Genomic DNA, 21,787 nt, shown 5'->3' on the forward strand with positions numbered 1-21,787 from the left:
GCCGCCCGCCCCGGGGAAGGTCCCGAGGGCGGGCGGCGTGTCGTCGCCCCGGGGCGCCCGTGGGCGCGGCTCGACCGAACTATCGGGCGAAAGTGCCGCAAATCGGGGCGTTCTTCCGTCACGATGTGACCATGACGGAGTACGTGCTCATCCCCGGTGCCGACGGCCGCGCCTGGTACTGGCACCGTGTCGTGCCCGAGCTGCGGGCCCGGGGGCATGAGGCCATCGCCGTCGACCTCCCGGAGGACAACACCGCCGACCTCGCCGCGTACACCGACGCGGTCATCGACCAGCTCGACGCCGCGCCGGGCCGGCTCGTCGTGGTGGCGCAGTCGCTCGCCGGCTTCATCGCGCCCCTGGTGTGCCAGCGCATCCCGGTCGAGCGGCTGATCCTGGTGAACGCGATGGTGCCGGCGCCCGGCGAGAGCCCGGGGGAGTGGTGGGGCAACACCGGTCACCCGCAGGCGCGCCGGGCCTCCGCGCTGCGCGACGGCCGAGACCCGGAAGCCGCCTTCGACCCGCTGGTGGACTTCTTCCACGACGTGCCGCCGGAGATCACCTCCGAGGCGCTGGCGATCGGCCCGCCCGGCGGTCCGTCGGAGGCGCTCTTCGCCGACCCGTGGCCGCTGTCCGGCTGGCCCGACGTCCCCACCCGCTTCCTCCAGGGCCGGGACGACCGCTTCTTCCCGTTGGAGTTCCAACGCCGGGTGGTCGCCGAGCGCTTGGGCGTCCCCGTGGAGCCGCTGCCCGGCGGCCACCTGGTCGCCCTGGCCCGCCCCGAGCAGCTCACGGACTGGATCTGCGGCTGACCGCTCGTCCGGCGGACACCGGGGTGGACGCGGAGCGGGCGGCACGGGACGCCGCGTACCGCTCCGAGACCAGGGCGGCGGCCGAGCACAGCGTCATCCCCAGCACCAGCGGCCCCACCGCGTCCGCCCCGGCCAGCCCCATCAGCGGGGCGACCAGCGCGCCCAGTGCGCTCTGGGCCGTACCGAGCAGCGCGGACGCCGTGCCGGTCGCGGCCGGGACCCGGGCGAGCGCGAGCGCCGCCGAGTTCGACGCGGTGCACCCGAGCCCCGCGCACACCAGCGCCAGCAGCGGCAGCGCGAGGTGCACCGACAGCGCCCCGACGCCCGCGACGGCCGTCAGCCCGCAGGCCCCCGCGAGCATCAGCCGCAGCCCGGTCCGCAACAGCGCCTGCGGACTCACCCGTCCCACCAGCCGCGCGGCCAACAAGGAGGAGAGCGTCGTCACCACCGCGCCCGATGAGAAGGCGACCGACGAAGCGCCCACGCCCATCCCCAGCACGGACTGGAAGAGGAACGGCGCCCCGGCGACGTAGCAGAACAGCGTGCCGAACCCGAAGGTGAACGCGCCCGAGTAGCCGAGGTAGGGCCCGTCGGCCACGGTCGTGCGCACCGACCGGGCGAACGGCGCGAGCCCGCCCTCGCCCCGCCGCTCCGCGGGCAGGCTCTCCGGTACGCCGACGACCACGCCCGCGGTCACGAGCGCCGAGACCGCCGCCAGGACCCAGAAGACGCTGCGCCACCCGACGGCCTCGATCACCGCCCCGCCCGCGATCGGCGCCGCGATCGGCGCGATGCTGCCCAGGGTGACGAGCAGTGCCAGCAGCCGGGCGGCCCGGGCGCCGCCGGTGACGTCGGTGACCACGGCGCGCCCGACGGCGATCCCGGCGGCCCCGCCGAAGCCGGCCGCGAACCGCAGCGCGACCAGCCACTCCAGCGTCGGCGCCAGCGCGCACAGCGCGGTCGCCGCGGTGCACGCCACCGCCCCGGCGAGCAGCGGCCCGCGCCGCCCGAAGCGATCGGAGAGCGGCCCGAACACCAGGTGCCCGAGGGCCATCCCGACCAGGAACGCGGTCAGGGTGAGCTGCACCCCCGACGCGTCGGTGCCCAATTCCTGCGCCAAGCGCGGGAAGGCGGGCAGGTACATGTCGGTCGACAGCGGACCGATGACGCACAGCAGCGCGAGCGCGCCGGTCAACAGGGGCATGGCAAGGGGCCTCCGCACCAGGAGCCGGGAAGAACCGAGACAGGGGCGAGAGGGGGAGATGCTCCGGGAGTCCGGAAGAGGCCGCCGCGAGGCGGAGCGGGGCGCGTGCGGCCCCGGTCGGGAACGCCCGGGCGGAAGCGGCGCCCGAAGGCGCGGTGCGGCACACGCTAACCGATCGCCCCGACGCACCAAAAGGGGGCACCCCGGTCGATGCGACCGGGGCGCCCCCTTCTGCGTCCGAGACCCCGCGGGGGTTACGGCAGCGCGAGCATCCGCTCCAGCGCCAGCTTCGCGTGGCCCTCCGTCTCCGCGTCCACCTGGATGCGGTTGACCAGCTTGCCGTCGGCGAGCGACTCCAGCGCCCAGACCAGGTGCGGCAGGTCGATGCGGTTCATCGTCGAGCAGAAGCAGACCGTCTTGTCGAGGAAGACGACCTCCTTGTCCGGGTGGGCGGCGGCCACCCGGCGCACCAGGTTCAGCTCGGTCCCGATCGCCCACTTGGAGCCGGCGGGAGCGGCGTCCAGCGTCTTGATGATGTACTCGGTCGAGCCGACGTAGTCGGCCGCGGCCACCACCTCGTGCTTGCACTCGGGGTGCACCAGCACGTTCACCCCGGGAATCCGGGCGCGGACGTCCTCGACGGACTCCAGCGAGAAGCGTCCGTGCACCGAGCAGTGCCCGCGCCACAGGATCATCTTGGCCGAGCGGAGCTGCTCCGCGGTCAGCCCGCCGTTCGGCTTGTGCGGGTTGTAGACCACGCAGTCGTCGAGCGACATCCCCATGTCCCGTACGGCGGTGTTCCGCCCGAGGTGCTGGTCGGGCAGGAAGAGCACCTGCTCGCCCTGCTCGAACGCCCACTCCAGCGCGCGCCGCGCGTTGGAGGAGGTGCAGATGGTGCCGCCGTGCTTGCCGGTGAACGCCTTGATGTCCGCCGAGGAGTTCATGTACGAAACGGGCACGACCCGGTCGGCTATGCCCGCGTCGGTCAGCACGTCCCAGCACTCCGCGACCTGCTCGGCCGTCGCCATGTCGGCCATCGAGCAGCCGGCCGCGAGGTCGGGCAGCACGACCTTCTGGTCGTCGGAGGTGAGGATGTCGGCGGACTCGGCCATGAAGTGCACGCCGCAGAAGACGATGTACTCGGCCTCCGGGCGGGCCGCCGCGTCCTTGGCCAGCTTGAAGGAGTCGCCGGTGACGTCCGCGAACTGGATGACCTCGTCGCGCTGGTAGTGGTGGCCGAGCACGAAGACCTTGTCGCCGAGCTTCTCCTTGGCGGCGCGGGCGCGCTCCACCAGGTCCGGGTCGGACGGGGACGGCAGCTCGCCGGGACACTCCACGCCGCGCTCGCTCCTCGGGTCGGCCTCCCGACCGAGCAGCAGCAGCGCGAGCGGCGTCGGCTGTACGTCGAGCGCGGTGCTCGCGGCGTCCGTACGGGCTTGGGCGGTGGTCACGTCACACACCCTTTCTCTTTCTGCACAGACCTTTTCGTCTGATTGACGCTATCTATCATATCCGCTTCGCGTCACTTTGACGACGGCCATAGCGTCGATGTGACGCATCCCCGGTTCCGCCCGTTGCCCCCTGGCGACGGTGTGCGAGCATGAAGGGAGTAGGTCCGGCCCGGAATGAATCCGCGGCCACGCCGGTTGCAATGTCGGCATGCAGTCTCCGTACTTCGCCCTGCCCCTGGCGGGGGAACCCATCTCGGGAGTGATGAAGCAGATGTCCGTATCGGACGAGACCCAGACCGTGAGCGACGGCATCCTCCTGTCCGACGCCGCCGCCGCCAAGGTGAAGGCCCTGCTCGACCAGGAGGGCCGGGACGACCTGGCGCTGCGCGTCGCCGTCCAGCCCGGCGGCTGCTCCGGCCTGCGCTACCAGCTCTTCTTCGACGAGCGTTCCCTCGACGGTGACGTCGTCAAGGAGTTCGACGGCGTGAAGGTCGTCACCGACCGGATGAGCGCTCCCTACCTGGGCGGCGCCTCCATCGACTTCGTCGACACCATCGAGAAGCAGGGCTTCACCATCGACAACCCGAACGCCACGGGCTCCTGCGCCTGCGGCGACTCCTTCAACTAAACCTTCGACGTACACCGCCCCTCACGGGGCGGTGTGTGCCGAAGGCGGCGGTCCCTCTCCGGGGCCGCCGCCTTCCGTGTGCCTGGTGTCAGCCGCGGGGGACCGGCAGTCCGGACGCCGCGTCGACCACCTTGCGGTCGCCGAGCGGACGGTCGAGCGTGACCTCCGCGGTCTGTTCCTTGGCCACCTGGATGCAGACCCGGCCCGGCTCCTGCGGACCCGCCGTGACCGACACCCGTACCGCGTCGCCCTGTTCGACGGCCTTCGCCGTGTACGGGGTGCACACCCCGCCCATGAACGTCACCGTCACCGTCCGCCCGTCGCGGTCCACGCGGTACGACTGCACCAGCGAGTGGCCCTTCGGATCCTTCGGCGGTTGCTCCGTCGGCGCCTGCGAGGTCTCGGGGGCGGGGCCCGCCGCCGTCAGGTACTGCGGTTGGACGGCGACGTACGGCAGCGTGGACACCGGCTTGCGCGTCCCCTCCGGCGCGACCTCGAAGAGCCAGGTCGGCACGAGGTCGGCCCCGTCCGACTGCCGCACCGCGCTCAGCCCCAGCACCGCGTCCTGCACCGCCAGCCGCTGCGGGGGCGCGAACTGTGCGGGCGGGCAATCGGTTCGGCCGCCCCGGGCGCCCTCGTCCGTCAGCGGCATGGACGTCGCGCAGACGGGCACGGCACAGGGGTCACCGGCGGCGGGCGGCCCCTGCGTCTGCGGCCCGCACTCCTTGCCGCCCCGCCCGTTCTTGGGTGCAGGCGCCGCGCCGTTCTGCTCGTTCGCCTGCTTCAGCGTGGCCGCGGCCGTCAGCAGCGGATACCGCTCGGCCTCCGCCGGCCGGCTCAGCCAGCCGCTGGCGGACGTCACGCCGCCGTCCGCCCCGACCTCCACGCGGGTCGTCCAGCCGTACGTCGGCATTCCGCCCACCACCGGATCGGCCAGCACCGTACGGCTCGCCCCCAGGGTCTCGCCGGCGTCGACCGCGGCGTCCTGCTGGCCCACGGCCTTGAGCAGGGGGGCCGCGGCGGCCTTCGCCCGCTTCTCGCCGACCGGGTCGATCGTGAGGCCCTGCGGCGGCGCGACGCTCCCCGCGCAGGTCAGGCCCTTGCCGCAGTCGTCGGAGCCCTTGCGCATGCCGGCCGCGGAGTACGTCCACTGGCCCGGTGCGGTCAGCTCCACCCGTAGCGACGCGTTCTCCTCGGCGCCGACGAGCCAGGAGCCCGCCGCCTTGCGGGGCGCGTCGGTCAGGCCGAGCGCCCGCGCCAGCGCCGTGACGTCCTGAAGCGTCGGCGCGGCGCGCGCCCGGTACGCGGCGGCCTCCGCGGGCCCCTTCGGCAGTTCGCCCGCGTCCGCACTCAGCTCCAGCGCCCCGCCGACCGCGCCGTCCGTGCCCGGCGGGGGCACCGTCAGGTGCACCGGCAGCTTGGGCAAGGCGCCGCCGTGCGTCCGGCCGGCCCCTTCCGTACCGCGGTCCGAGTCCGCCGCGACCAGGTACGCGCCACCGCCCGCGCCCGCCACCAGCACCGCCGCCACCAGCGCGATCGCCCAGGGGGAGCGCCTGCGCGCCCCCTCGCTCCGCGTGCCGTCCGTGCCGTCCGTGTCGCCCACTGCTCCGCCCCCTGCTCCGTCGAATCCGTCCCTGGGACGGAACAAGGGCGCGGCCGGTTCCCACCGGGCCCGGCGCGGACCTCAGTAGTCGAGCATCCCCCGGGCCAACCGCGCCGAGGCGGCCGACACCACCACCCCGTGGATCCGGGACGGCGAAACGGGCCGGGGAGCTTCCTTCGCCGGCGGCGCCCAGTGCGGTGCCATCCGGGCACAATCGCCGCGCAATTCGTCCAGGGTGAACTCGGCCTCACGGGGCGCCCGGGAGGCGCTGGAAGTCTTCATATCCGCACGGTATGCGCCAAACAGGACCCGAGAAAGGTCTACTATCGGGTAGTTTGTGGTCTTCGGTCCGTGATCAGGACCGGATAGCGTTAGGCGTCAACTCCACCCCGCCACAGGAGCGCATACGCCGTGCGAATCGCAGTCACCGGCTCCATCGCAACCGACCACCTGATGACCTTCCCCGGTCGTTTCGCAGACCAGCTCGTTGCTGACCAGTTGCACACGGTCTCCCTCTCCTTCTTGGTCGACACCCTCAACGTGCGCAGGGGCGGTGTCGGCGCGAACATCTGCTTCGGCATGGGCCAGCTGGGCACCCGACCCGTCCTCGTCGGCGCGGCCGGCGCGGACTTCGACGAGTACCGCGCCTGGCTCGACCGCCACGGCGTCGACACCGAGTCCGTGCGGATCTCCGAGGTGCTGCACACCGCGCGCTTCGTCTGCACGACGGACGCCGACCACAACCAGATCGGCTCCTTCTACACGGGAGCGATGAGCGAGGCCCGCCTCATCGAACTGAAGTCCGTCGCGGACCGCGTCGGCGGCCTCGACCTCGTCCTCATCGGCGCGGACGACCCCGAGGGGATGCTCCGCCACACCGAGGAGTGCCGCTCCCGGGGGATCCCCTTCGCGGCCGACTTCTCGCAGCAGATCGCCCGGATGGGCGGCGACGAGATCCGCATACTGCTCGACGGGGCCGCGTACCTCTTCTCCAACGAGTACGAGAAGGGCCTCATCGAGTCCAAGACCGGCTGGAGCGACGAGGAGATCCTCAGCCGCGTCGGCCACCGCGTCACCACCCTCGGCGCGCGCGGAGTGCGCATCGAGCGGGCCGGCGAGGACCCGATCGAGGTCGGCTGCGCGGAGGAGGAGGCGAAGGTCGACCCCACGGGCGTCGGCGACGCGTTCCGCGCGGGCTTCCTGTCCGGGCTGTCGTGGGGCGTCAGCCTTGAGCGGGCGGCGCAGGTCGGCTGCATGCTGGCGACGCTGGTGATCGAGACGCTGGGCACCCAGGAGTACACGCTCCGGCGCGCGCACTTCATGGAGCGCTTCGCCAAGGCGTACGGCGAAGACGCCGCCACCGAGGTCCACAAGCACCTCTAGCCGCCCCCCGGACCCGGCACCCCACCTCCCGGGGTGCCGCGTCCCGGCCTCTGGACACCCTCGCCGCTCCCGCAGGGACACGGCGAGGGCGTCAGGTGGCGCTATAGGGCCCCGCACCCCTCCGGGCGTAGCGGAGGGACTGCGCGACCAGTCCACCACCAAGCCGCAGCGGCAGGCGGCCTGCCGTCAGGACGCGCGGCGGACGACGTAGGCGACGCCGCGCTCGCTCGCGCGTTCGCCCACGTACTCCTGGCCCCGCATGCCGCACCACGCCGGGATGTCCAGGCGCGCCGCCTCGTCGTCGGAGAGGACGGTGATCGTCGCGCCGACGGGGACGTCGTCGATGACCTTGGCGAGCTCGATCACGGGGATCGGGCACCGCTTGCCCAGCGTGTCGAGGACCCGGTCCTCGGTCATCGCGGACGCGGGCGACTCGATGCGCCCCCGCGTCGTCGCCACCACCCCCGGCAGCACCGACAAGAAGCGCTCCACGTCCCCCTCCTCCGTGCCGAACGGCAGCGACACCCGTACGTTGCCCTCGCTCAGCACGCCCATCGCCCGCAGCACGTGGCTCGGCGTCAACGTGCTCGACGTGCAGGAGGAGCCCGAGGAGACCGCGAAGCCCTCGCGGTCCAGCTCGTGCAGCAGGGTCTCGCCGTCGACGTAGAGGCAGGAGAAGGTGACCAGGTGCGGCAGCCGGTGCACCGGGTCGCCGACCACCTCGACGTCCGGCACCAGCTCCGGCACCCGGGTGCGGATGCGCTCCACCAGCGCCCGCAGCCGCCGCGCCTCGTCCGCCGCCTCCGCCCGCACCGCCCGCAGCGACGCCGCCGCCGCCACGATCGCGGGGATGTTCTCGAACCCCGCCGACCGCCCCGACTCGCGTTCGTCCGCGGGCTCCTGCGGGGCGAACCGGACCCCCTTGCGCACGGCGAGCAGCCCGACCCCGGCCGGGCCGCCCCACTTGTGCGCGCTGGCCGCCAGCAGGGACCAGTCGCCCTCGACCGGTCCGTACGCCAGGGACTGCGCCGCGTCCACCAGCAGCGGCACCCCGGCGGCCCGGCACATCGACGCGACCTCCGCCACCGGCTGCTCCGTGCCCGTCTCGTGGTTCGCGGACTGGAGGCAGGCGAGCGCCGCGCCCTCGCGCCCGGGCGCCGGGTGGACCACCGCTTCGTACCCCGCGGCCGACGCCCGGCCGAGCCGGTCCACCGGCACCTCGGTCACCGTGAAGCGGCCCGCCGCCTGGAGCACGGAGGAGTGCTCCACCGCCGAGACGACCACCCGCTGCCCGACGCGCCGGCGCGCCGCGACCGCCCCGGACACCCCGAGGTGCACCGCGCGCGTCCCCGAAGGAGTGAAGACGAGTTCGTCGGGCCGGCACCCCACCGCCTCCGCCGCGGCCTCCCGCGCCGCGTCCAGGAGCAGCCGGGCCCGTCGACCCTCGCGGTACAGCCGGGCCGGGTCGGCCCAGCCCTCGTCGAGGGCGGCTTGCAGCGCCTGGCGGGCCACGGGGTGCAGGGGGGCCGAGGAAGCGGCGTCGAAGTAGGGCACGCCCTCAACGTAACCCCGCCCCTTCGAGGGGGCGTCAGATGCCCGCCGGAATCGGGCACTCCGCGGACGCCGCGCCCGCGCCGGGCCCCACCCTGCGGACCCGCCCGCCGTGCCCTCCGCACCGCCCGCGACCCGGGATTTTGCGGCCTGGAAGCGGCGGAAATACGGTAAAAAATCCGGGGGATTCCACCCCTTCAGGGGGTGCGGCGGCGCGTTGGGCACCCTCCCCGCGCGACCCCAAATAGCGTCCAGTAGGGTTTGGTCCGCATAAACATCCAAACCCCAGCCCGCGTCAGGGCCGGCGACCGACCTGAGAGACGGCCGCACCCCGTCGCGCGGGCCTAAAGACTCTCGGGAAGGCGCTACGTGAGTCCCAACGGCTCCGACCTCCCCCGCAGCCAAGGCGCGGGTGGTACCCCCGTGTCGCGGCGCCCGATGCGGCGGAAGCTGCCGCAGGTGCTGACTGCGGGCCTGATCCTGGTTACCGCCACCGGTTGTGAATACACCTGGGAAGACTTCCCCCGCCTCGGCATGCCCACTCCGGTCACGGAGGAGGCGCCCATCATCCTCTCCCTCTGGCAGGGATCGTGGGCGGCCGCGCTCATCACGGGCGTCCTGGTCTGGGGCCTGATCCTGTGGAGCGTCTTCTTCCACCGGCGCAGCCGGACCAAGGTGGAGATCCCCCGACAGACCCGGTACAACCTGCCGATCGAGGCGCTGTACACGGTCGTTCCGCTCATCGTCGTTTCGGTGTTCTTCTACTTCACCGCGCGTGACCAGTCGAAGATCCTCTCGCTGTCCGACAAGCCCCAGCACACCATCAACGTGGTGGGCTACCAGTGGAGCTGGGGCTTCAACTACATCTCTGACGTCCCCGGCTCGACGGGCGACGCCAAGACGGACAAGAACCTCAAGGCCATCCCGGACAAGTGGTTGAACGCCCTGCCCGCGAACGCGGGCGGCGTCTGGGAGGCCGGCATCCCCGGCACCCGCAACCCGGAGACCGGCAACCCGGGCCCGACCCTGGTGCTGCCCAAGGGGGAGAAGGTCCGCTTCATCCTGACCTCCCGTGACGTGATCCACTCCTTCTGGGTGGTTCCCTTCCTCTTCAAGCAGGACGTCATCCCGGGCCACACCAACGCCTTCGAGGTGACCGCCACGCAGGAGGGCACCTTCCTCGGCAAGTGCGCCGAGCTCTGCGGCGTCGACCACTCCCGGATGCTGTTCAACGTCAAGGTCGTGTCCCCCGAGGAGTACCAGAAGTACCTGAAGGAACTTGCGGACAAGGGCCAGACCGGATACATCCCGGCGGGCATCGAGCAGTCGACCCCGGCCAAGAACGCGGAGAAGAAGCAACTGTGAGCATCCTCAACCAACCCCAGGGTGCCGCCGCGACGGACGACTCGTACGAGAACGAGCTGCCGGTACGGCGCAAGCAGCCCGGCAACGTCGTGGTGAAGTGGCTGACGACCACCGACCACAAGACGATCGGTACGCTCTACCTGATCACGTCGTTCGTGTTCTTCGTCATCGGCGGTCTCATGGCGCTCTTCATGCGCGCCGAGCTGGCCCGGCCGGGCACGCAGATCATGTCGAACGAGCAGTTCAACCAGGCGTTCACGATGCACGGCACGATCATGCTGCTGATGTTCGCGACGCCGCTGTTCGCCGGATTCGCCAACTGGATCATGCCGCTGCAGATCGGCGCGCCCGACGTGGCGTTCCCGCGGCTGAACATGTTCGCGTACTGGCTGTACCTCTTCGGCTCGCTCATCGCGGTCGCCGGCTTCCTCACCCCGCAGGGCGCCGCCGACTTCGGGTGGTTCGCCTACTCGCCGCTGTCCGACGCGGTCCGCTCCCCGGGCGTCGGCGCCGACATGTGGATCATGGGCCTGGCCCTGTCCGGCTTCGGCACGATCCTGGGCTCGGTCAACTTCATCACCACCATCATCTGCATGCGCGCGCCGGGCATGACGATGTTCCGGATGCCGATCTTCACCTGGAACGTCCTGCTCACCGGTGTGCTGGTGCTGCTCGCCTTCCCGGTGCTCGCCGCCGCGCTCTTCGCGCTGGAGGCCGACCGGAAGTTCGGGGCGCACATCTTCGACGCGGCCAACGGCGGCGCACTGCTGTGGCAACACCTCTTCTGGTTCTTCGGCCATCCAGAGGTGTACATCATCGCCTTGCCGTTCTTCGGCATCGTCTCGGAGATCATCCCGGTCTTCTCCCGCAAGCCGATGTTCGGCTACATGGGCCTGGTCGCCGCGACCATCGCCATCGCCGGCCTCTCGGTGACGGTGTGGGCGCACCACATGTACGTGACGGGCGGCGTGCTCCTACCGTTCTTCTCGTTCATGACCTTCTTGATCGCGGTACCGACCGGTGTGAAGTTCTTCAACTGGATCGGCACCATGTGGAAGGGCTCGCTGTCCTTCGAGACACCGATGCTCTGGACCATCGGCTTCCTGATCACCTTCACCTTCGGTGGTCTGACCGGTGTCATCCTGGCCTCGCCGCCGCTGGACTTCCACGTCTCCGACTCGTACTTCGTCGTCGCGCACTTCCACTACGTCGTCTTCGGCACCGTGGTCTTCGCGATGTTCGCCGGCTTCCACTTCTGGTGGCCCAAGTTCACGGGCAAGATGCTGGACGAGCGCCTGGGCAAGATCACCTTCTGGACGCTCTTCCTCGGCTTCCACGGCACCTTCCTGGTGCAGCACTGGCTCGGTGCCGAGGGCATGCCGCGTCGTTACGCGGACTACCTGGCGGCCGACGGCTTCACCGCCCTGAACACGATCTCGACGATCAGCTCCTTCGTCCTCGGCGCGTCGCTCCTGCCGTTCTTCTACAACGTCTGGAAGACCGCCAAGTACGGCAAGAAGGTCGAGGTCGACGACCCGTGGGGCTACGGCCGTTCGCTCGAATGGGCGACGTCTTGCCCGCCGCCGCGGCACAACTTCCTCACCCTGCCGCGCATCCGTTCCGAATCGCCGGCGTTCGACCTCCACCACCCGGAGATCGCTGCCCTCGACCACCTGGACGACCACGCCGTCCTCACCACCGGGAAGGAGGCCGGCAAGTGAAGATCCAGGGAAGGATGTTCATCTGGCTCGCCGTCTTCATCCTCGCCGTAGCCATCCTCTACGGCGTGTGGTCGAAGGAGCCGGCCGGCACCACGGCGCTCTTCCTGGCCTTCGGCCTGAGCATCATGGTCGGCTACTACTTGGCCTTCACGGCCAAGCGGGTCGACTCCATGGCCCAGGACGACAAGGAGGCCGACGTCGCCGACGAGGCCGGCGAGCTGGGCTTCTTCGCCCCGCACAGCTGGCAGCCGCTCTTCCTCGGCCTCGGTGGCGCGCTCGCCTTCCTCTCGGTGGCGGTCGGCTGGTGGCTGATGTACTTCTCCGCTCCGATCATCCTCATCGGCATCTGGGGCTGGGTCTTCGAGTACTACCGCGGTGAGAACCAGAACCAGTAGCGGCGCACGCCGTTAGCGCGTGCCGTCGACTTGTCAACGACACGCGCCGGGCCCGGGCCCCCCTTCACCCAGGGGGACCCGGGCCCGCCCCTTTTGCACGAACCCAGCGCGCCCTTCCGAAGTGATCTTCATACCGTGGTCGGTATGAACCGAACGCCGCACTTTCGCACCGTGCTCCGGTGCTCCCTGCTGCTCGTCTCCCTCGGGGCCGTCGCGATCGCGTGCGGCGAGGCCGGCCCCGACCCGATGACGACGAAGCCGTTCGACGCGGCCAAGCAGGTCACGTTCAACACTCCGCAGGGAGCCGGCAAGGTCGACCCGGACAAGCCCCTGGAAGTCTCCGTCAAGCGGGACGAGGGGCGGATCATGGACGTCTCCGTGGTCGACGCCACCGGACACCACCTCGCGGGCGAACTCTCCGCCGACGGCATGCGCTGGCGCTCCACCGGCGCCCTGTCCGCCGGCGCCAAGTACACCGCCAAGGTCGCCACGGAGGACGCCGAGGGCTCTCCGGGCACCCGTACGCTCACCTTCGCCACCTCCGCGGCCAAACGGGAGCTGAGCGTGGAGTTCGGCCCGGAGGAGGGCGAGTACGGCGTCGGACAGCCGATCATCGCGGAGCTGAGCTCCCCGGTGGAGGGCAAGGCCGCCAGGGCCGCCGTGGAGCGCGGCCTCAAGGTGGACCTGAAGCCCGGCGCCGAGGGCGCCTGGCACTGGCTCAACGACGACGTGCTGCACTACCGGCCCAAGGAGTACTGGCCGGCCGGCGCCAAGGTCACCGTGACCAACAACCTCCAGGGCGTGAAGATCGCCGACAAGCTCTACGGCGGCGCCCCCGGCAAGCCGCTCAAGATGACCATCGGCGACCGCATGGAGGCCATCACGGACGCCTCCTCGCACTGGATGACGGTGCTGCGCAACGGCGAGGTGATCAACACCATCCCGATCACCACCGGCAAGCCGGGCTTCTCCACCCGCAACGGGATCAAGGTCGTGCTCGGCCAGGAATACTTCGTACGGATGCGCGGATCCAGCGTAGGCATCGGCGGCTCCGAGGCGTACAACCTGCCCGTGTACTACGCCACCCGGGTCACCTGGAGCGGCGAGTACGTGCACGCCGCGCCGTGGTCCCTCAGCGACCACGGCAGCCGCAACGTCAGCCACGGCTGCACCGGGATGTCCACCGCCAACGCCGCCTGGTTCTACGAGACGTTCAAGGAGGGCGACATCGTCGAGGTCATCAACAGCATCGGCGAGGACATGGACCCCTTCGGCAACGGCTACGGCGACTGGAACCTGGACTGGGCGGAGTGGCGCGACGGCAGTGCCCTGGTGGCCGACACCCGGCCCGACGGCAGCAGCAGCGCCGACGCGGCCCGACTGCGCCCCCAGGTCTGACGCCGGCGCCCGGCGTCCGGCGGACAAGCCGCGGGGGCCGGTACGGGCGGCGCACACCGCCCGTACCGACCCCCGTACGGATCACGCGCCGGCAAGGCGCTCAAACGGCCCTCAGGCGTCCACGGACAGCCTGGCGCGCAGCAGCGCGGCCAGCGTCCGGGCGAACTCCACCGGCTCCACCGGCAGCGTCACGGCGGCCTCCGCACGGCTCCAGGTGGCGAGCCAGGCGTCCTGCGGGCGCCCCATCAGCAGCAGCACCGGCGGGCAGTTGAAGACCTCGTCCTTGATCTGCCGGCACACGCCCATGCCGCCGGCGGGGACCGTCTCCCCGTCCAGGACGCAGACGTCGATGCCGCCCTCGTCGAGCCGGGCGAGCACGGCCGGCAGGGTCGCGCACTCGACGAACTCCACCGGTGGCAGATCGGCGGCTGGGCGGCGCCCGGCGGCCAGCCGCACCTGCTGGCGGGTGTTGGCGTCATCGCTGTAGACCAGCACGGTGGCGGTCGGCTGCATCGTTCCTCCGCGTCGTCGAACCGGGTGTGGACCGGGGTGGGCCGGTGTGGACCGGGTACTGATGGGGCGGATGCTACTCCGTCCGACTGCCGGTCAACACCGGTTCGGACGGTGCCCCGACGCGGCGGGGCCGCTGCTCGGGGCGGGCTGACACACCGAACGGCACCCCCCGGAGTGAGGGCGGGATAAGCGACCGACATAATGTCGGTCGTGGCGACAGCAACGACAGTAGATATCGGGCATGCGCACCCGCCGGTCAATCGACCGAACCTCACGAGCGTCGGAACCATCATCTGGCTGAGTTCCGAGCTGATGTTCTTCGCGGCCCTCTTCGCGATGTACTTCACCTTGCGTTCGGTGAAGGGTGCAAGCTTCTGGACCGAGAAGGCAGACCTTCTCAACTTTCCCTTCTCGGCGACGAACACCACGATCCTGGTGCTCTCCTCGCTCACCTGCCAGCTCGGCGTTTTCGCCGCCGAGCGCGGTGACGTGAAGAAGCTGCGGACGTGGTTCATCGTCACCTTCATCATGGGCGCGATCTTCATCGGCGGCCAGGTGTACGAGTACACCGAGCTGGTCCAGCACGGTCTCTCGCTGAGCTCCGACCCGTACGGTTCGGTGTTCTACCTGACGACCGGCTTCCACGGACTGCACGTGCTCGGCGGTCTCATCGCCTTCCTGCTGGTCCTGGGCCGCACCTACGCGGCCCGGCGGTTCACCCACGAGCAGGCGACCTCCGCCATCGTCGTGTCCTACTACTGGCACTTCGTCGATGTCGTCTGGATCGGGCTCTTCCTCACGATCTACATGATCAAGTAATGGGGCGGGCGCCAACCGCCGCCTGACGAACACAGACGCTGCCAAGGCAGACACAGTCCAGAAGCACGACGCAGAAAATCCTGACACCGGGGTAATCCGTGAAAAAGCTCTCCGCACGACGACGCCATCCGCTGGCGGCGGTCGTCGTCCTACTCCTCGCGCTGGCGGCTACCGGGGGGCTGTACGCCGCGTTCGCGCCTGCGGACAAGGCACAGGCTGAAGAAACCGCCCAGTCCCTCGCCATCGAGGAGGGCAAGAAGCTCTACACCGTCGGCTGCGCGAGCTGCCACGGAACCGGCGGTGAGGGGACCACTGACGGACCGAGCCTGGTCGGCGTGGGCTCCGCCGCCGTCGACTTCCAGGTCAGCACCGGCCGCATGCCGGCGCAGCAGCCCGGCGCCCAGGCGCCGAAGAAGAAGGCCATCTACACCCAGGCTGAGATCGACCAGCTCGCGGCGTACGTCGCCTCGCTGGGCGCCGGTCCGATCACGCCGACCGAGAAGCAGTACAGCCCCACGGGCGCGGACGTCGCCAAGGGCGGCGACCTCTTCCGTAACAACTGTGCCCAGTGCCACAACTTCTCGGGCAAGGGCGGCGCGCTGACGGAGGGCAAGTACGCCCCGACCCTTGAGGGCGTCAGTGCCAAGCACATCTACGAGGCCATGCAGACCGGCCCGCAGAACATGCCCTCCTTCCCCGACGGGATCATGCCCGAGCAGGAGAAGCGCGACATCATCGCGTACGTCCGGGAGATGAACGACAGCCAGGCCGAAAGCCCCGGCGGTCTCTCCCTCGGCGCTCTCGGTCCCGTCACTGAGGGTCTCTTCGCCTGGGTCTTCGGGCTCGGCGCGCTGATCGCAGTTGCCGTCTGGGTCGCGGCCCACACCGCTAAGGCCAAGAAGTCATGAGTAGCCAAGACATTCCAGAAGAGAACCTGCCGTCGGAGCAGGGCGCCGCGCACGACGCGGCCGGTCACGGCTCGGCCGTGACCCCCCACGGGAACGACCCGTTCGCCGACCCGGGACTGCCGGCGCACAAGCCGCGCATCCAGGACATCGACGAGCGCGCCGCCAAGCGGTCCGAGCGCACCGTGGCGTTCTTGTTCACGCTGTCGATGCTGGCGACGGTGGGCTTCATCGCCTCCTACGTCATCTTCCCGATCGACAAGATCGTCTACATCTGGCCGTTCGGGCACATCAGCGCACTGAACTTCTCGCTCGGACTGACGCTCGGCGTCGCCCTCTTCTGCATCGGCGCGGGCGCGGTCCACTGGGCCCGCACCCTGATGTCCGACGTTGAGGTCGCCGACGACCGTCACCCGATCGAGGCGTCCCCCGAGGTCAAGGCCCAGGTCATGGCCGACTGGCGGGCGGGCAACGAGGAGTCCGGCTTCGGCCGCCGCAAGCTGATCCGCAACACGATGTTCGGTGCGATGGCGCTGGTGCCGCTCTCCGGCGTGGTGCTGCTGCGCGACCTCGGTCCGCTGCCGGAGAAGAAGCTCCGCAGCACCCTGTGGGCCAAGGGCAAGCAGCTCATCAACATGAACACCAACGAGCCGCTGCGTCCCGAGGACATCACGGTCGGCTCGCTGGTCTTCGCCAGCCCCGAGGGTCTCGACCCGCACGCGCACGACTGGCAGATCCAGATGGGCAAGGCCGCGCTGATGCTCGTCCGGATCAAGCCGGAGGACATCAAGGACAAGCGCGAGCTGGACTGGTCGCACGAGGGCATCGTGGCCTTCTCCAAGGTCTGCACCCACGTCGGCTGCCCGATCAGCCTCTACGAGCAGCAGACGCACCACGTGCTGTGCCCGTGTCACCAATCCACCTTCGACCTCTCCGACGGCGCCCGGGTCATCTTCGGCCCCGCGGGACACCCGCTTCCGCAGCTGCGGATCGGTGTCAACGCCGAGGGCAACCTCGAAGCGCTGGGCGACTTCGAAGAGCCCGTCGGTGCGTCCTTCTGGGAGCGCGGATGAGTACTACGACCGAGAACAAGCAGTCCGCGGAGCAGCGGAAGGCACCCGCGGGCGAGCGGGTCGCCGACTGGGCGGACGGCCGGCTGGGGATCTACTCCCTCGCCAAGGCCAACATGCGCAAGATCTTCCCGGACCACTGGTCCTTCATGCTCGGTGAGATCTGCCTCTACAGCTTCATCATCATCATCCTCACGGGTGTGTACCTGACGCTGTTCTTCAACCCCTCGATGAACGAGGTCGTCTACAACGGCAGCTACGTGCCCATGCAGGGCATCAAGGTGTCGGAGGCGTTCGCCTCGACGATGGACATCAGCTTCGACGTCCGCGGCGGTCTGCTGATCCGGCAGATCCACCACTGGGCCGCGCTGATCTTCGTCGCGGCGATGATGGTGCACATGATGCGCGTCTTCTTCACGGGCGCGTTCCGCAAGCCGCGCGAGGTCAACTGGCTGTTCGGCTTCCTGCTGCTGGTCCTGGGCATGTTCACCGGCTTCACCGGCTACTCCCTCCCGGACGACCTGATCTCCGGCACCGGTGTCCGCTTCATGCAGGGCGCGATCCTGTCCGTGCCGATCGTCGGCACGTACATCTCGATGTTCCTGTTCGGCGGCGAGTTCCCCGGCCACGACTTCGTGCCGCGGTTCTACTCGATCCACATCCTGCTGCTGCCCGGCATCATGATGGCGCTGCTGGTCGGCCACCTGATCCTCGTCGTGTACCACAAGCACACGCAGTACGCGGGTCCCGGCCGCACCAACAAGAACGTCGTCGGCATGCCGCTGCTGCCGGTCTACATGGCCAAGGCCGGAGGCTTCTTCTTCCTGGTCTTCGGCGTCATCGCGGTGGTCGCGGCGATCGCGACGCTCAACCCGGTCTGGTCGGTCGGTCCCTACCGCGTCGACCAGGTCTCCACGGGTGCGCAACCAGACTGGTACATGGGCTTCGCCGAGGGTCTGATCCGAGTGATGCCTGGCTGGGAGATCAATGCGTGGGGCCACACCCTGGCCCTGGGCGTCTTCATCCCGCTGGCGATCTTCCCGCTGGTGCTGGGCGCGATCGCGGTCTACCCGTTCATCGAGTCCTGGGTCACCGGCGACAAGCGCGAGCACCACATCCTGGACCGCCCGCGCAACGCCCCGACCCGTACCGCCTTCGGTGTCGCCTGGCTGTTCGCGTACTTCATCATGCTGGTGGGCGGTGGCAACGACATCTTCGCCACCCACTTCCACCTGTCGATCAACTCGATCACCTGGTTCGTCCGGATCTTCTTCTTCGTCGGTCCGGTGCTGGCCTTCATCATCACCAAGCGCATCTGCCTGGGCCTCCAGCGCCGGGACCGCGAGAAGGTGCTGCACGGACGCGAGTCCGGCATCATCAAGCGGCTGCCGCACGGTGAGTTCATCGAGGTCCACGAGCCGCTCAGCCAGGCGGACCTGCACACCCTCACCGCGCACGAGCAGCACCAGCCGCTCGAAGTCGGCCCCGAGGTCGACGAGAACGGCGTGCGCCGCAAGATCTCGCGTACGCACAAGCTGCGCGCGAAGCTCAGCAAGGGCTTCTACGGCGAGGGGAACCAGATCCCCAAGGCGACGCGCGAGGAGTACGAGGAGATCGCCGCGGCCCACGGTCACGGGCACGGCGAGCACGAGGAGGTCACCAGCGGCAAGCACTGACCGCTGAACCGTCGCCACGACGAGAGCCCCGTCCACTGCCTGGACGGGGCTCTTCGTCGTGCCCGGCCCTGGATAGGCTGGGTGGCGTACCTTCCTTCGCATTCCCTTCCCCTTTCGTCTGGACCCCAGGAGCGGACCATGAACGTTGTGACCCCGGTAGGCGGCGACAGCGTGGCGGCCCACTCCTGGCCGGCCGTGCTGAACTCGCTGCTGAACGACGACGACCAGAGCGCCGACGCGACGGGCTGGGCGATGGACCGGATCCTCAGCGGCGAGGCGTCGGACGCGCAGATCGCCGGCTTCGCGGTGGCGCTGCGGGCGAAGGGCGAGACCGTGGAGGAGATCTCCGGTCTGGTGTCGACGATGTACGAGCACGCCAACCTCATCGAGGTGCCCGGTCCCAGCGTGGACATCGTGGGCACCGGGGGCGACGGCGCGAAGACGGTGAACATCTCGACCATGGCGTCGATCGTGGTCGCCGGGACGGGCACCAAGGTCGTCAAGCACGGCAACCGCGCGGCGTCCAGCGCCTCCGGCGCCTCCGACGTGCTGGAGAAGCTCGGGGTCAACCTGGAGCTGTCCCCGCAGCGGGTGGCCGAGGTCGCGGAGGAGGCGGGCATCACCTTCTGCTTCGCGATCAAGTTCCACCCGGCGCTGCGGCACGTGGCGGTGGCCCGCCGTGAGCTGGGCATCCGGACGATCTTCAACTTCCTGGGTCCGCTGACGAACCCGGCCAGGGTGAAGGCGCAGGCCACGGGGGTGGCCGACGCCCGGATGGCGCCGATCATGGCGGGTGTGCTCGCCCGGCGCGGCTCGTCGGCGCTGGTCTTCCGCGGGGACGACGGGCTGGACGAGCTGACGACGACGGCCACGTCCACGGTGTGGATCGTGCGGGACGGCACGGTCCGCGAGGAGCGCTTCGACCCGCGGGACGTCGGCATCGACGTGGTGCCGGTGTCGGAGCTGCGGGGCGCTGACGCGTCGTACAACGCGGAGGTCGCGCACCGCGTGCTGGCCGGTGAACGCGGCCCGGTGCGGGACGCGGTCCTGCTGAACGCGGCGGCGGCGCTGGTGGCGCTGGAGCCGGGCGACGCACCGCTGCCGGAGCAGATCGCGGCGGCGATGGGGCGGGCGGCGGAGGCGGTGGACTCGGGCGCGGCCTCGGACGCGCTGGCGCGCTGGGTGCGCGCCACGAACGCGTCGTAGCGCCCGGGTCGGTGCACTGACGCTGCGGGCGTCGTCGCCGTCGTGCCCTCGTGCCGAACGGGGTGCGCGGCGACGGCGTCCGCGGTTCCGTCGTGCCCAGGGGCATGGCGCGTCCTCCTGGACGCGTGCGCGGCATGAGGGGCCGTGCCGGAGGGCGGGCCTGTGCGCGGGCTCCGTGGCCCGCGTTGCAGACGATCAGGACGTCGCTGGGCGCCCGCAGGTCAGCGGCCCATGCGTCGCTGTGCGTCGAAGCGGCGCAGCACCCTCACCAGACGCCACACCCCGGCGGTCGCTCCGAGCAGCGCGCCGCCGACCAACACGCCCTCCTTGACCGAACCGGTGACGCCGAAGGCCAGCGCGAGGGCCCAAGGGACCGCGAACACCGCCGCGGCCAGCGCCACACCCGTCACCAGGGCGAAGACGATCTCCACCGTCATCGCGTCCTTCTCGTGCCGCGACTCGCGCCCCATGCCCATGCTGCAAGTTTCACATCGGGGTAGAGCCGTGGCCCCCCTCCAGACCCAACTGGGCCTGGAATGGGGATGGTTGTTTCTAAAATTGCATTGGTCTATACCTTGACCGCGCCCCGCCCGGGGCGCTTGGGTGTGCGTAACCACCCCCCAACACGGCGTGTCTGGTCGCCTCGGTGTCCCACTGGGGCTACCAGGCATGTCCTCGGACGCACGAAAGGTCACTGGACCGTGCTCAGAACCCGAATGAAAGCCCTGATGGCCTCCGTGCTCGCGGCGGGCTCGCTGCTGGCGACGGCCCTGGTGCCGACCGCCACCGCCGCCCCCGCCGCCGCCCCGGTCGACGAGTGCGCCGTCGCCCCCGCCTGGGCCGCCGGCCAGAACTACCGCGTGGGCGACATCGTCAAGTACACCGACGGCAGCATCTACATCGCCGAGCGGGCCAACCCCGGGTACAACCCGGTGGTGAGCACCTACTACTGGGACCCGTACACCTGCGGCACGGGCGGCAACCCCGACCCGAACAGCTTCGTGGTGAGCGAGGCGCAGTTCAACCAGATGTTCCCGCGCCGGAACCCCTTCTACACGTACAAGGGCCTCACCGACGCCATGAAGGCGTTCCCGGCGTTCGCCCACACCGGCAACGACACGATGCGCAAGCAGGAGGCCGCGGCCTTCCTCGCCAACATCAGCCACGAGACCGGCGGGCTGTACTACATCAAGGAGATCGACGAGCGGAACTACCCGCTCTACTGCGACCGCAGCCAGCCCTACGGCTGCCCCGCGGGCCAGGCCAAGTACTACGGCCGCGGCCCGATCATGCTGAGCTGGAACTTCAACTACAAGACCGTGGGCGACTGGTTGGGCATCGACCTGCTCAACAACCCCGACCTCGTTGAGACCGACCCGGCCATCTCCATGATGACGGCGCTCTGGTACTGGAACACCCAGGACGGCCCCGGCCCGGTGACCGCGCACGACGCGATGATCAGCGGCGCCGGCTTCGGCCAGACCATCCGTGCGATCAACGGTGCGCTCGAATGCGACGGCGGTCACCCCGCGCAGGTCCAGAGCCGCGTGAACCGCTACAAGAACTTCACCCAGATCCTGGGCGTGCCGGCGGGCTCGAACCTCTCCTGCTGACCCAGGACAGCGCCTGAGCCCTGCGCGCCACTTCCGCCCCGGCCCCGTCATCTCGGCGCCGGGGCGACGTGCTGCCCGGCCGCGGGTTGCTCGCGCAGCCCTTTGCGCCGCTGACGTACTCGCCGTTTCCCCGCGGGGGCGTTGTCCGGGATGCGGACGTGGTTGCGGGGGCGGGCCGGGTCGCATACGGTTTGCGCAGGTCATGAGTGACAGCGACTACGGCCCCGGCCCGCTGTCCGGCAACCCTCCGTCCGTGGCGGGGTGCCCCGGGTGAAGACCAGGCCGTGGGCAGCGAGGTCCGCGGCAAGCGCGGACCCCTGCGAACCCTGGGGTCCTGGTCCTCAAGGGAGCAGCCTCGTGAGCAAGCGAATGCGATAGGGCCTCGTAGGCCCCTTCTTCATCACCCCTCCGCGACACCGCGCCCAGCGCGCCGAGTGCGCAAGTGCGCCCCGCGGAGCCCGTCCTGAAGCCATTCCC

20 protein-coding genes and 1 riboswitch are annotated in these 21,787 nt (G+C 70.2%); of the genes, 13 read left to right on the forward strand and 7 right to left on the reverse strand.

Features of this window, described 5'->3' with window-relative positions:
• Positions 1 to 131 precede the first annotated feature (131 nt).
• Positions 132 to 809: an alpha/beta fold hydrolase gene (locus tag ACH4E8_RS12440; RefSeq protein WP_398447064.1), complete on the forward strand. Its 678-nt coding sequence runs from the start codon at positions 132 to 134 to the stop codon at positions 807 to 809.
• On the opposite strand, the gene ACH4E8_RS12445 is transcribed toward ACH4E8_RS12440, so the two are convergent.
• Positions 787 to 2,013: a Bcr/CflA family efflux MFS transporter gene (locus tag ACH4E8_RS12445; RefSeq protein ID WP_398447066.1), complete on the reverse strand. Its 1,227-nt coding sequence runs from the start codon at positions 2,011 to 2,013 to the stop codon at positions 787 to 789. The two genes, ACH4E8_RS12440 and ACH4E8_RS12445, sit on opposite strands and share 23 nt — an antisense overlap.
• Positions 2,014 to 2,267: 254 nt before the next feature.
• Positions 2,268 to 3,473 carry a quinolinate synthase NadA gene (nadA, locus tag ACH4E8_RS12450; protein ID WP_398447068.1) on the reverse strand — a complete coding sequence of 402 codons (1,206 nt, stop codon included), beginning with the start codon at positions 3,471 to 3,473 and terminating at the stop codon, positions 2,268 to 2,270.
• A gap of 262 nt (positions 3,474 to 3,735) precedes the next feature.
• On the opposite strand from nadA, the gene ACH4E8_RS12455 reads away from it, so the two are divergent.
• Positions 3,736 to 4,092 (forward strand): iron-sulfur cluster assembly accessory protein, encoded by a 357-nt coding sequence (locus ACH4E8_RS12455; protein ID WP_361542575.1) that lies wholly within the window; start codon positions 3,736 to 3,738, stop codon positions 4,090 to 4,092.
• Between the two features lie 88 nt (positions 4,093 to 4,180).
• Here the strand turns inward: ACH4E8_RS12455 and ACH4E8_RS12460 are convergent, their stop codons facing one another.
• On the reverse strand, positions 4,181 to 5,695 hold the full coding sequence (locus ACH4E8_RS12460) for a hypothetical protein (protein WP_398447070.1): 1,515 nt from the start codon (positions 5,693 to 5,695) through the stop codon (positions 4,181 to 4,183).
• Positions 5,696 to 5,776: 81 nt separating this feature from the next.
• The gene (locus ACH4E8_RS12465; RefSeq protein WP_398447072.1) at positions 5,777 to 5,977 is read right to left on the reverse strand and encodes a hypothetical protein; all 201 of its coding nucleotides are present in this window, start codon (positions 5,975 to 5,977) and stop codon (positions 5,777 to 5,779) included.
• A gap of 129 nt (positions 5,978 to 6,106) precedes the next feature.
• Here ACH4E8_RS12465 and ACH4E8_RS12470 point away from each other — a divergent pair, with 129 nt between their 5' ends.
• Positions 6,107 to 7,078, forward strand: a complete 972-nt coding sequence (locus ACH4E8_RS12470) for a carbohydrate kinase family protein (RefSeq protein ID WP_398447074.1) — start codon at positions 6,107 to 6,109, stop codon at positions 7,076 to 7,078.
• Between the two features lie 186 nt (positions 7,079 to 7,264).
• Here ACH4E8_RS12470 and ACH4E8_RS12475 read toward each other — a convergent pair whose 3' ends face one another.
• A complete protein-coding gene (locus ACH4E8_RS12475) occupies positions 7,265 to 8,632 on the reverse strand; it encodes a cysteine desulfurase/sulfurtransferase TusA family protein (RefSeq protein WP_398447076.1) in 1,368 nt (455 codons plus the stop codon).
• Between the two features lie 366 nt (positions 8,633 to 8,998).
• Between ACH4E8_RS12475 and coxB the strand changes: the two genes are divergently transcribed.
• From coxB to ACH4E8_RS12495, 4 genes are all read left to right on the forward strand, one after another.
• Complete coding sequence (coxB, locus tag ACH4E8_RS12480; RefSeq protein WP_398447078.1) at positions 8,999 to 9,994, forward strand: cytochrome c oxidase subunit II; 996 nt, start codon at positions 8,999 to 9,001, stop codon at positions 9,992 to 9,994.
• Complete coding sequence (gene ctaD / locus ACH4E8_RS12485) at positions 9,991 to 11,715, forward strand: cytochrome c oxidase subunit I (protein WP_398447080.1); 1,725 nt, start codon at positions 9,991 to 9,993, stop codon at positions 11,713 to 11,715. The genes coxB and ctaD overlap by 4 nt, the downstream gene beginning before the upstream one ends.
• Entirely contained in the window at positions 11,712 to 12,110 is a 399-nt protein-coding gene (locus ACH4E8_RS12490; RefSeq protein WP_398447082.1) for a cytochrome c oxidase subunit 4, read from the forward strand. The genes ctaD and ACH4E8_RS12490 overlap by 4 nt, the downstream gene beginning before the upstream one ends.
• Positions 12,111 to 12,254: 144 nt before the next feature.
• Positions 12,255 to 13,508 (forward strand): Ig-like domain-containing protein, encoded by a 1,254-nt coding sequence (locus ACH4E8_RS12495; protein ID WP_398447084.1) that lies wholly within the window; start codon positions 12,255 to 12,257, stop codon positions 13,506 to 13,508.
• Positions 13,509 to 13,619: 111 nt separating this feature from the next.
• Here ACH4E8_RS12495 and ACH4E8_RS12500 read toward each other — a convergent pair whose 3' ends face one another.
• Positions 13,620 to 14,021, reverse strand: a complete 402-nt coding sequence (locus tag ACH4E8_RS12500) for a hypothetical protein (RefSeq protein ID WP_398447086.1) — start codon at positions 14,019 to 14,021, stop codon at positions 13,620 to 13,622.
• Positions 14,022 to 14,222: 201 nt separating this feature from the next.
• On the opposite strand from ACH4E8_RS12500, the gene ACH4E8_RS12505 reads away from it, so the two are divergent.
• The 5 genes from ACH4E8_RS12505 (at position 14,223) to trpD (ending at position 19,697) form a co-directional block, all read left to right on the forward strand.
• Complete coding sequence (locus tag ACH4E8_RS12505) at positions 14,223 to 14,840, forward strand: heme-copper oxidase subunit III (protein ID WP_361965279.1); 618 nt, start codon at positions 14,223 to 14,225, stop codon at positions 14,838 to 14,840.
• 98 nt (positions 14,841 to 14,938) lie between these two features.
• Positions 14,939 to 15,748, forward strand: a complete 810-nt coding sequence (locus tag ACH4E8_RS12510; RefSeq protein ID WP_398447088.1) for a c-type cytochrome — start codon at positions 14,939 to 14,941, stop codon at positions 15,746 to 15,748.
• Positions 15,745 to 16,818, forward strand: a complete 1,074-nt coding sequence (locus tag ACH4E8_RS12515; RefSeq protein ID WP_398447090.1) for a Rieske 2Fe-2S domain-containing protein — start codon at positions 15,745 to 15,747, stop codon at positions 16,816 to 16,818. The genes ACH4E8_RS12510 and ACH4E8_RS12515 overlap by 4 nt, the downstream gene beginning before the upstream one ends.
• Complete coding sequence (locus ACH4E8_RS12520; RefSeq protein ID WP_398447092.1) at positions 16,815 to 18,491, forward strand: cytochrome bc complex cytochrome b subunit; 1,677 nt, start codon at positions 16,815 to 16,817, stop codon at positions 18,489 to 18,491. The genes ACH4E8_RS12515 and ACH4E8_RS12520 overlap by 4 nt, the downstream gene beginning before the upstream one ends.
• Positions 18,492 to 18,629: 138 nt before the next feature.
• Positions 18,630 to 19,697 carry an anthranilate phosphoribosyltransferase gene (gene trpD, locus ACH4E8_RS12525; protein ID WP_398447094.1) on the forward strand — a complete coding sequence of 356 codons (1,068 nt, stop codon included), beginning with the start codon at positions 18,630 to 18,632 and terminating at the stop codon, positions 19,695 to 19,697.
• Between the two features lie 221 nt (positions 19,698 to 19,918).
• On the opposite strand, the gene ACH4E8_RS12530 is transcribed toward trpD, so the two are convergent.
• On the reverse strand, positions 19,919 to 20,173 hold the full coding sequence (locus tag ACH4E8_RS12530; RefSeq protein ID WP_398447096.1) for a DUF6332 family protein: 255 nt from the start codon (positions 20,171 to 20,173) through the stop codon (positions 19,919 to 19,921).
• Positions 20,174 to 20,398: 225 nt separating this feature from the next.
• On the opposite strand from ACH4E8_RS12530, the gene ACH4E8_RS12535 reads away from it, so the two are divergent.
• Positions 20,399 to 21,310, forward strand: coding sequence for a glycoside hydrolase family 19 protein (locus ACH4E8_RS12535; RefSeq protein WP_398447098.1), 912 nt, complete (start codon positions 20,399 to 20,401; stop codon positions 21,308 to 21,310).
• Between the two features lie 198 nt (positions 21,311 to 21,508).
• A riboswitch (SAM riboswitch) is annotated at positions 21,509 to 21,626 on the forward strand.
• The last annotated feature ends 161 nt before the right edge of the window (positions 21,627 to 21,787 follow it).

The sequence above is a fragment of the Streptomyces sp. NPDC017979 genome, from assembly GCF_044328175.1.
Classification (GTDB): domain Bacteria; phylum Actinomycetota; class Actinomycetes; order Streptomycetales; family Streptomycetaceae; genus Streptomyces.